We start from the raw sequence: 10,240 nt of genomic DNA, 5'->3' as shown, positions 1-10,240 counted from the left end.
GGATCTATATGCGGAGATGTAGATGAGAGGAGGACTATACTCGTACAGTTTTCTAGGCAGCGTAAGATGTGTATAAGAGACAGGAGTAGGTCATCGTCAAGCACCTAAAACCAAAACCCCAATCCGCAACCGCGGGTTGGGGTTTTGTCTTTTCCGACTTTGGGAATTCAACTTTTCGCCCGTCAGGCCGTTAACTTCTTACATTCATTTTCTAGGCGCTCCGCAATGGCTGTTCAACAAGACAACGCTCTGATCAATGACCTGATGGAACAGGTACTATTCCTGGTTTCCCACCCCACCCTGAATGCGGAAGCGCCTGATCAACAGGAAGTGGATCAACTGTTCGTCGAGGTTCGCCAGAACATCTGGCACATGCTGTCCGACAAACTGGACCTGGCTGGCAAGGAACTCAACGAGCACACCGCCAAAGCCCTCGATGCCATCATTTATGTGGTCACCGGGCTGGGTCAGTCCATTGGTGGGGCGGCCGACGAAGAGGCGCAGTTGGCTCTGCTGAACAAGGCACGCGGAGAAGTCTGGTACGTGGTAGAAAACCACATCCTCTGACCCGGTGCTGGGCCCACTCGTTATTGCAGCGGGCCCAACAGTGTGTTGACATCCTCTTCGCTGAGTTGCCAGCCACCCTCAGCGCCGCGAAGCAGGCCGTCGGCCAGCTGTGCCTTGTGGCGTTGCAGCTGCTGAATCTTTTCTTCCACACTGCCCCTGGCGATCAGCTTGTAGACGAAAACTGGTTTGTCCTGCCCGATGCGATAGGCGCGGTCACTGGCTTGCGCTTCGACAGCCGGGTTCCACCAGGGATCGAAATGAATCACCGTATCTGCAGCCGTCAGGTTGAGGCCGGCGCCGCCCGCCTTGAGGCTGATCAGAAAGACCGCATGCTTGCCAGCCTGGAATTCGCGCACTGGCGTGGCGCGATCCCGGGTGTTCCCGGTCAGCAGGGTGTAGCTGATATGGCGACGTTTCAGTTCCTGTTCGATCAGCTCCAGCATGGCGGTGAACTGCGAAAACACCAGTACCCGTCGGCCTTCGGCATTCAGTTCTTCCAGCATCTCGAGTGTGGCCACCAGCTTCGCCGAGTGTTCCGCCCTGCCGTGCCCTTCATCCAGTAGGCGTAGGTCGCAACAGGCCTGACGCAGACGCAGCAAGGCCTCAAGGATCACCAGCTGGCTGCGTGCCAGCCCCTGGCGCTGGATCTCCTCGCGCACCTTGCTATCCATTGCCAGGCGCAAGGCCTCGTAGCGATCACGCTGGGCCGGGGTCAGTTGTACCCACTGAGTGATCTCGGTCTTCGCTGGCAGTTCGGGGGCAACCTGTTGCTTGGTGCGGCGCAGCAGGAAGGGCTGCACCCGTGCGCGCAGCAGGGTAAGTCGTTCGAGATCGCTGTGTTTTTCGATGGGAGTTCGGTAATGGCGGGCGAACTCCTGCTCCCGTCCCAGCCAGCCCGGCATCAGGAAGTGGAAGAGCGACCAAAGTTCACCCAGATGATTTTCCAATGGCGTCCCGGTCAGACAGAGGCGTTGCCGGGCGTTGAACATTCCCAACGCCAACGCGGCCTTGCTGCGTGCGTTCTTGATGTTTTGCGCCTCGTCAAGGATCAGCAGGTGCAGGTGCTGACGGCTCAGTCGCTCGGCATCACGCGGCAGCAGGGCGTAGCTGGTCAACAGCAGATCATATTCCGCAAGCCGTCCGAATTCCTGATGGCGGCGCGGCCCTTGAAGAGCCAGAACCTTCAACTGCGGGGTGAATCGTGCGGCCTCATCCAGCCAGTTGGGGATCAGGCTGGTGGGCATGACAATCAGCGCCGGCGCGGTCAGTCGCCCTGCATTCTTCTCCGACAGGATGAACGCCAGGGTCTGCAGTGTCTTGCCCAGCCCCATGTCGTCGGCCAGTACACCGCCCATACCCAGTTCGCCCAGCGCACGCATCCAGGCCACACCCTGCTGTTGATAGGGTCGCAACTGGGCCTGCAGGCCGGCGGGTTGTGGCATAGGCTGCGAACCCAAAGTGTTGAGCCGGTGCGCCAGTTCTCGCAACCGTTCACCACCCTCCCAGCGCAAGGCATCGTCCGTCGCCTTCAGCTGCTGCAGGCGTGCCGCATCGGCCAGCGGCAGGCGTAGCTGCTGCAGATCGGCCGGCTGCTCCTGGAAGTACAGCTCGCCCAGGTTCTGCAGCAGCGGCCTGAGGCGAGCCAGTGGCAAGGCTACGCGCTGTCCGCCGGGCAAGAGGGCGAAGAGAACCTCGTCATCCGCGGCGTCCTGCGCGTCGGCCGTCAGCAACCAGGGCCGGCTGCGAATGGCCTGCAGCAGAATGGGTAACAGGCTGATGCGCTGCCCGTCCACTTCGATGCCCATTTCCAGATCGAACCAGTTCGGATCGCTCGCTTCGTTGACGTGGGCATACCAGTGATCCACCTGGGCGAGGTTGAAATGAAAGTCCGGCAGGATGGTGATATTCCAACCCTCCTGGCGCAGCATTGGCACGCCATCGCGGGTGAACTGCATCCAACTGGTGGTATCGGGCAATTCGAAAGGCTCGCCATCCTTTTCGCCAAGGGCCTCGCTGACCCGCAGGGCGATGCTGAACCCCAGCTCGGCGAGGCGCTGGCGATAGAGGGTTTCGCGCTCCACATCACGGCGGATACGCAACTGGCGGCCCGGAGCGATGAAGCGCAGCAGGTCGCCGGTGGCCTTGCCGTGTACACGCTGTCCGTCGTACTCGAATGTCAGCGCGGCGCGGTGCTGGATCTGCTCGGTCATGCGCCCTTTGCGGGCATCGAAATGCACACGGACATGGCTGTTGAGCAGCAGGTGTGGCCGCGGTTCCAGGTCGGTGCGCAGGATCTGTTCGACTTCGGGCTCGCTGGCCCGCGGTGCGATGCCTCGGCGATGGGCATCCTCCAGGGCCAGCAGGGCTGCTACCACGTGTTTGCAGTTGTACCCCACCGGGCAGCTGCACAGACCGTGCACTTCCCAAGGGGCGTTACTGCGGGGCTGCAGGCGTATGGACTGCCGATAGTCGTGCTCTTCGGAGCCCCGGCAGCGGGCTTTGAGAATCTGCCCTTCGATGGCGAGCAACGTGGAGCGGCCCTGTTCCGCGTAGCGCCGACCGCGCGCCACGCAGCCCCCTTCGAAACGCTCGAGCCAGTCGCGCTGGGTCACCCCGCGGATGTCGGCGCTCATGAGCGGCGATCCGCTGTTGGAGAAAGGTACAGGTCGAACTGCATCAACTTCACAGGCCGAATCAGGGAAACCGCAAATTCTCGCACGGCCGCCGGCACCTGGGCAGCCCCGGGCGATGCGTTGCATCGTTACAGGGCAGGATTGCGAGCGAGTTGCCGCGATGGTGCGCACCCGTGCGCAACCGGAAACGCCGCGATGCTCTGGAATGCCATAGTTGCCGTTGGTCGGAAGCCGCGCAAGCTGGTGCGCCCCTTGCTCTGCCTGTGATGAGACTTACCAACGGCGAGGGCGGCAACCATGTTCGATCCCTATCGGTACCTGAGGCTCGCCTTTGCGGATGACTTTCGCGTGTGCTTCAGCCCGCAGCGGGCGGATGGCAGCCGCCTGCTGGTGCTGTGCGATCGTCAGAACCGGCTGATCCGGCGCCGGCTGTCGGCGCGCGAGCTGCAGGATCCGGACGCGTTGCGCCGGCTGATTCGCAGCATTCGATTTGGCATCGCCGTCGAACGTGGCCAGGCATTGCTCTGGCTGATCAGAACTGACGCCGTAGACCGAAACGCTTGCTCAGCACGCGATCCAGCACGCCGCCGGGTAAACAGGCGGCCATGAGCGGCAGGCTGCGGCTGCCGTTGCCCAGGCGCAGCACGCGGGGGCGTCTGCGCGCCTGGACAGCGGCGAGCACCGCGCGGGCGAAGTCCGCCGCGGGTGTCGGGTTTTGCTGGGAGGCTCTGGCACGGGCCCGGATGCCATCTCGCATTGGCCACCAGGGGGAGGACTCGTTCAGCATTGCCTCGGCCTGCTGGCTGGCATGAGCACCGAAGCTGGAGGCGATGGCGCCGGGCTGGACTTCCATGACCTGGATACCGAACGGTGCCAGTTCCAGGCGCAAGGCGTCGGAGAGTGCATGCACCGCAGCCTTGGAAGCGCAGTAGGCGCCAGCGAACGGCGTGACCAGCACACCGGAGACACTGCCTATGTTGATCACCAGGCCACGGCTGTCGCGCAGCAGGGGGAAGCAGGCGCGGGCCAGCTCGATCGGGGCGAACACATTGGTCTCGAACTGCCGGCGCAGCGCGTCGGCACCACCATCCAGCAGTGGGCCCATGGCGCCGTAGCCGGCGTTGTTGACCAGTACGTCGAGCCGTCCGGCCCGCTTTCGCAGATCATCGCCCAGCTCCAGTACCGCTTGGGCGTCGTTGACGTCCAAGGCCACGGCGGTGAATCCCGCCGCGGCCAGGGCGGCTAGATCCTCGGGTTTGCGGGCGGTGGCCCATACGTGGTAGCCGGCCGAGAGGAATGCATCGGCCAGGGCGCGGCCGATGCCGCTGGAGCAGCCGGTTATCAGGGCAACAGGTTGGGTCATGGCGTGCCTCGCTCGTTGTTATGTCGGGCACTGTAAACAAAAAAGGGAGCGCCTGGCGCTCCCTTGTTTTGCATGGCCTGCTAGTCGAACAGGCCGAAGGTCAGGCGGCTCCACCAGGAGCGCTTGCGTTCCGTCTTCAGCTCGTCGGGCAAGGCGTCCTCGGCTTCCTCGTACTGGCGTTGCACGTCCTGGCTGGCCCGGGTTTCGCCGGGTTCCAGGGTGGTGTCGGTCTCGACCAGCCCAAGGGGCGCGCGGGCCAGCCAGCCGCGTTCGTCCATGCTTTCCCGCGGCACGAAGCGGCCGTTGTCCAGGCTCGGGTGCTGCGGGTAGTTGAGTTTCAGAGTCGCCAGGCTGCTGGCCGCGAGGTCATCCAGCCCCAGGTGCTGATAGGCTTCGACCATCAGGGCCAGGCCGTCACCCACCGCTGGCGTTTCCTGGAAGTTCTCCACCACATAGCGGCCGCGGTTGGCGGCCGCCACATAGGCCTTGCGGGTCAGGTAGTACTGGCCGACATGCACTTCGTTGGCGGCCAGGCGGTTGCGCAGGAAGATCATGCGCTGCTTGGCATCCGGGGCGTAGCGGCTGTTGGGATAGCGGCTGGTGAGTCGGGCGAATTCGTTGTAGGAGTCGCGCGCCGCGCCGGGATCGCGCTTGGACATGTCCAGCGGCATGAAGCGCGCCAGCAGTCCGTTGTCCTGGTCGAAGGCAGCCAGGCCCTTGAGGTAGTAGGCGTAGTCGACCTGCGGGTGCTGCGGATGCAGGCGGATGAAGCGATCGGCGGCGGACTTGGCAGCCTCCGGCTCCATGTTCTTGTAGTAGGCGTAGATCAGTTCCAGCTGCGCCTGCTCGGCGTAGCGGCCGAAGGGGTAACGGGACTCCAGGGCCTTGAGCTTGTTCACGGCGGTGGTGTAGCTCTTGTCGTCCAGCGCGGACTGCGCCTGGCGATACAGCTCGGCTTCGCTGAGTTCGTCGTCCTTGGACTCCTGGGAGGCGCAGGCGGCAAGGGCCAGGGTGGCGATCAGCAACAGATGTTTCACGTGCATGGCGGCTTGCGTCCCTGTGACGGCCGCGGGCCGTCCTGATATAGTGTGCGGCCCGGAACTCCGGGCCAGGACGCCGTATTTAATCACAAGCGCCGCCCCAGTCCAAAGGCCGCGCCCCGTTGCCCAGCATGTCACCGACTCCCACGCAAACCATTCAGCTGCGCGCCGAAGTTCCCTACGAACTGGGTGGCCAGCGCCTCGACCAGGTTGCCGCACAGCTGTTCGCCGACCATTCGCGCTCGCGCCTGACCAGTTGGATCAAGGACGGCCGCCTGACCGTCAACGGTGCGGTGCTGCGTCCGCGCGACATCGTGCACGGCGGCGCCGTGCTGGAGCTCGAGGCCGAGCAGGAAGTGCAGGGCGATTGGGTAGCCCAGGACATCGCCCTGAACATCGTCTACGAAGACGACCAGTTGATGGTGATCGACAAGCCGGCCGGCCTGGTGGTACACCCGGCGGCCGGGCACGCCGACGGTACGCTGCTCAATGCGCTGCTGCACCATGTACCGGGTATCGATCAGGTACCGCGTTGCGGCATCGTGCATCGCCTGGACAAGGACACCACCGGCCTGATGGTGGTGGCCAAGACCCTGGAAGCCCACACCACGCTGGTGGATCAGCTGCAGAAACGCACCGTCAGCCGCATCTACGAGGCCATCGTGATCGGCGTGATCACCGCCGGCGGCACCATCGACGCGCCCATCGGCCGTCATGGCACCCAGCGCCAGCGCATGGCGGTGAGCGTCGGCGGCAAGCCGGCGGTCAGCCATTACCGGGTGCTGGAACGCTTCCGCTCGCACACCCACGTGCGGGTCAAGCTGGAAACCGGACGCACCCACCAAATCCGCGTGCACATGACCCACATCGGCTATCCGCTGGTCGGCGACCCGGTGTACGCGGGCCGCTTCCGCATTCCGCCGGCGGCCAGCCCCACGCTGGTCGACAGCCTGAAGAACTTCCCCCGGCAGGCGCTGCACGCGCGCTTCCTGGAGCTGGAGCACCCGACCACCGGCAAGCGCATGAAGTGGGAATCGCCGCTGCCCGAAGACTTCGTCTGGCTGCTCTCCCTGCTGCGCCAGGACAGCGAGTCCTTCGTCTGATGATGACCGACTGGCTGGTCCCCGACTGGCCGGCGCCGGCCGGCGTACGCGCCTGCGTGACGACCCGCAGCGGCGGCATCAGCCAGTCGCCGTTCGACAGTTTCAACCTCGGCGATCACGTGAATGACGATCCGCAGGCGGTGGCCGAGAACCGCCGCCGCCTGCGGGACGCCCTCGATTGCCAGCCCGCCTGGCTGAGCCAGGTGCATGGCATCCGCGTGGTGGAAGCCGATCCCGCCCGCGTCCAGGAAGCTGATGCCAGCTGGAGCGCCACGCCGGGCGTGGCTTGCGCCATCCTGACCGCCGACTGTCTGCCCGCGCTGTTCTGCGACCGCGCTGGCACGCGCGTGGCAGCGGCGCATGCCGGCTGGCGCGGGCTGGCCGGCGGCATGCTGGAAGCCACCCTCGATGCGCTGGATTGCCTGCCCGGAGAGGTGCTGGTCTGGCTCGGCCCGGCCATCGGGCCGGAGGCGTTCGAAGTGGGGCCAGAAGTGCGCGAGGCCTTCCTGGTCGGACATCCGCAAGCGGACGCGGCGTTCCGGCCGAGCGCCAATCCCGGTAAGTACCTGGCCGATCTTTATCAGTTGGCGCGCATCCGCCTGGCCGCGCGCGGCGTCACCGCCGTGTATGGCGGCGGGCTGTGCACCTGGAGCGACCCACGCTTCTATTCCTACCGTCGCGCTGCGCGTACCGGGCGTTTCGCCTCGCTGATCTGGCTGGCGCCGCGATAACAGGCACCGCTGCCGATTGTGTAGGGGCGGAGCCGCGATGCGCTTGTGCAGGCGCCACCCAGGAGCTCGCGACTGAAGTCGCTCCTACAGTTGACCCTGCAGCTTCGCGGCACCTGCGACCTGGCGTCACGGCTCGCCCGGCGCCCTTGAATCCTTGGGCATCATCCTCATCTAAGGAGCATCCACGGGCCGTTCACCGCCCGCTCGCTTCTCAATGAGGAACCTCTTCATGCGTATCGATCGTTTGACCAGCAAGCTGCAGCTCGCGCTGTCTGACGCGCAGTCCATCGCGGTGGGCTTCGATCACCCGGCCATCGAACCGCTGCACCTGATGCAGGCGCTGCTGGAGCAGCAGGGCGGCTCGATCAAGCCGCTGCTGATGCAGGTCGGTTTCGACGTCAACAGCCTGCGCCAGGCGCTGACCCGCGAGCTCGACCAGTTGCCCAAGCTGCAGAACCCCACCGGCGACATGAACCTGTCCCAGGACCTGGCGCGCCTGCTCAACCAGGCCGACCGCCTGGCCCAGCAGAAGGGCGACCAGTACATCTCCAGCGAGCTGGTGCTGCTCGCCGCGCTGGACGAGAACACCAAGCTTGGCAAGTTGCTGCTCGGCCAGGGCGTGAGCAAGAAAGCGCTGGAGAACGCCGTCACCAACCTGCGCGGCGGCGCCGCGGTCAACGATCCCAACGCCGAGGAAGCGCGCCAGGCGCTGGACAAGTACACCGTCGACATGACCAAGCGCGCCGAGGAAGGCAAGCTCGACCCGGTGATCGGCCGCGACGACGAGATCCGCCGCACCATCCAGGTACTGCAGCGCCGCACCAAGAACAACCCGGTGCTGATCGGCGAGCCCGGCGTTGGCAAGACCGCCATTGTCGAGGGCCTGGCCCAGCGCATCGTCAACGGCGAGGTGCCGGACGGCCTGAAGGACAAGCGCCTGCTGTCGCTGGACATGGGCGCGCTGATCGCCGGCGCCAAGTTCCGCGGCGAGTTCGAGGAACGCCTGAAGGCGGTGCTCAACGAGCTGGCCAAGCAGGAAGGCCGGGTGATCCTGTTCATCGACGAGCTGCACACCATGGTCGGCGCCGGCAAGGCCGAGGGCGCCATGGACGCCGGCAACATGCTCAAGCCGGCCCTGGCCCGTGGCGAGCTGCACTGCGTGGGTGCCACCACGCTGGACGAGTATCGCCAGTACATCGAGAAGGACGCCGCCCTGGAGCGCCGCTTCCAGAAGGTGCTGGTCGACGAGCCCAGCGAGGAGGACACCATCGCCATCCTGCGCGGCCTCAAGGAGCGCTACGAGGTGCACCACGGGGTGACCATCACCGACGGCGCGATCATCGCGGCCGCCAAGCTCAGTCACCGCTACATCACCGACCGCCAGCTGCCGGACAAGGCCATCGACCTGATCGACGAGGCCGGCAGCCGCATCCGCATGGAAATCGACTCCAAGCCCGAGGAGCTGGACCGCCTGGATCGCCGCCTGATTCAGCTGAAGATCGAGCGCGAGGCGCTGAAGAAGGAAGACGACGAGGCCACCAGGAAGCGCCTGGAAAAGCTCGAGGACGACATCGCCAAGCTGGAGAAGGAATACGCCGACCTGGAGGAAATCTGGAAGTCGGAGAAGGCCGAGGTGCAGGGCACCGCGCAGATCCAGCAGAAGATCGAGGTGGCGCGCCAGGAAATGGAGGCCGCGCGGCGCAAGGGCGACCTGGAAGCCATGGCGCGCATCCAGTACCAGACCATTCCCGACCTGGAACGCAGCCTGCAGATGGCCGAGCAGCATGGCCAGGTGGAAAAGCAGCTGCTGCGCAACAAGGTCACCGACGAGGAAATCGCCGAGGTGGTCTCCAAGTGGACCGGCATCCCGGTGGCCAAGATGCTGGAAGGCGAGCGCGAGAAGCTGCTGAAGATGGAAGACATGCTGCACCAGCGCGTCATCGGCCAGCACGAGGCGGTGGTCGCGGTGGCCAACGCGGTGCGCCGCTCGCGCGCCGGCCTGGCCGACCCGAACCGGCCGAGCGGCTCGTTCCTGTTCCTCGGCCCGACCGGCGTGGGCAAGACCGAGCTGTGCAAGGCGCTGGCCGAGTTTCTCTTCGACACCGAGGAGGCGATGATCCGTATAGACATGTCCGAGTTCATGGAGAAGCACTCCGTGGCTCGCCTGATCGGCGCGCCGCCCGGCTATGTCGGCTACGAGGAAGGCGGCTATCTGACCGAGGCGGTACGCCGCAAGCCGTACTCCGTGGTGCTGCTGGACGAGGTGGAGAAGGCCCACCCGGACGTGTTCAACATCCTGCTGCAGGTGCTGGAAGACGGCCGGCTGACCGACAGCCACGGCCGCACCGTGGACTTCCGCAACACGGTGGTGGTGATGACCTCCAACCTCGGCTCGGCGCAGATCCAGGAACTGGTCGGCGACCCGGACGCGCAGCGCGCGGCGGTGCTGGATGCCGTCAGCCATCACTTCCGGCCGGAGTTCATCAACCGCATCGACGAGGTGGTGGTGTTCGACCCGCTGGCCCGCGAGCAAATCGCCGGCATCGCGCAGATCCAGCTGGGCCGCCTGCGCCAGCGCCTGGCCGAGCGCGAGCTGAGCCTGGAGCTCTCCGACGAGGCCATCGACAAGCTGATCGCGGTCGGCTACGACCCCGTATACGGCGCCCGCCCGCTCAAGCGCGCCATCCAGCGCTGGATCGAGAACCCGCTGGCGCAGCGCATCCTGGCCGGCGACTTCGCGCCCGGCGCGGTGGTGCAGGCCAAGGTGGAGGGAGACGAGATCGTCTTTGCCTAACCTGTTTCG

At 65.3% G+C, this 10,240-nt stretch carries 8 protein-coding genes; 5 read left to right on the top strand and 3 right to left on the bottom strand.

Annotation, left to right across the window (positions count from 1 at the left end; all coding sequences use genetic code 11):
- The first annotated feature begins 225 nt into the window (after positions 1-225).
- A complete protein-coding gene (locus tag SF06_RS08700) occupies positions 226-567 on the top strand; it encodes a hypothetical protein (protein ID WP_039560824.1) in 342 nt (113 codons plus the stop codon).
- A 20-nt stretch (positions 568-587) separates the two neighbouring features.
- On the opposite strand, the gene SF06_RS08695 is transcribed toward SF06_RS08700, so the two are convergent.
- Positions 588-3,200, bottom strand: coding sequence for a DEAD/DEAH box helicase (locus tag SF06_RS08695; RefSeq protein ID WP_039560822.1), 2,613 nt, complete (start codon positions 3,198-3,200; stop codon positions 588-590).
- Between the two features lie 297 nt (positions 3,201-3,497).
- Here SF06_RS08695 and SF06_RS17975 point away from each other — a divergent pair, with 297 nt between their 5' ends.
- Positions 3,498-3,809, top strand: coding sequence for a DUF3509 domain-containing protein (locus SF06_RS17975; RefSeq protein WP_076380850.1), 312 nt, complete (start codon positions 3,498-3,500; stop codon positions 3,807-3,809).
- Here SF06_RS17975 and SF06_RS08690 read toward each other — a convergent pair.
- Both SF06_RS08690 and SF06_RS08685 read right to left on the bottom strand, forming a co-directional pair.
- Positions 3,733-4,563, bottom strand: coding sequence for an SDR family oxidoreductase (locus SF06_RS08690; RefSeq protein WP_039560821.1), 831 nt, complete (start codon positions 4,561-4,563; stop codon positions 3,733-3,735). The genes SF06_RS17975 and SF06_RS08690 overlap by 77 nt on opposite strands.
- An 80-nt stretch (positions 4,564-4,643) precedes the next feature.
- A complete protein-coding gene (locus tag SF06_RS08685; RefSeq protein WP_039560819.1) occupies positions 4,644-5,606 on the bottom strand; it encodes an outer membrane protein assembly factor BamD in 963 nt (320 codons plus the stop codon).
- A 128-nt stretch (positions 5,607-5,734) separates the two neighbouring features.
- Between SF06_RS08685 and rluD the strand changes: the two genes are divergently transcribed.
- The 3 genes from rluD to clpB all read left to right on the top strand — a co-directional run bounded on the left by rluD (position 5,735) and on the right by clpB (position 10,231).
- The gene (gene rluD / locus SF06_RS08680) at positions 5,735-6,706 is read left to right on the top strand and encodes a 23S rRNA pseudouridine(1911/1915/1917) synthase RluD (RefSeq protein WP_027590547.1); all 972 of its coding nucleotides are present in this window, start codon (positions 5,735-5,737) and stop codon (positions 6,704-6,706) included.
- A 2-nt stretch (positions 6,707-6,708) separates the two neighbouring features.
- Positions 6,709-7,437 carry a peptidoglycan editing factor PgeF gene (gene pgeF, locus SF06_RS08675; RefSeq protein ID WP_039560841.1) on the top strand — a complete coding sequence of 243 codons (729 nt, stop codon included), beginning with the start codon at positions 6,709-6,711 and terminating at the stop codon, positions 7,435-7,437.
- A gap of 229 nt (positions 7,438-7,666) precedes the next feature.
- Positions 7,667-10,231 carry an ATP-dependent chaperone ClpB gene (clpB, locus tag SF06_RS08670; RefSeq protein WP_039560816.1) on the top strand — a complete coding sequence of 855 codons (2,565 nt, stop codon included), beginning with the start codon at positions 7,667-7,669 and terminating at the stop codon, positions 10,229-10,231.
- Positions 10,232-10,240 lie beyond the last annotated feature (9 nt).

This window comes from Pseudomonas flexibilis, assembly GCF_000802425.1.
Classification (GTDB): Bacteria; Pseudomonadota; Gammaproteobacteria; order Pseudomonadales; family Pseudomonadaceae; genus Serpens; species Serpens flexibilis.
Note: the sequence above shows the minus strand (reverse complement) of the source record. Positions and strands in the feature narration are given on the sequence as shown.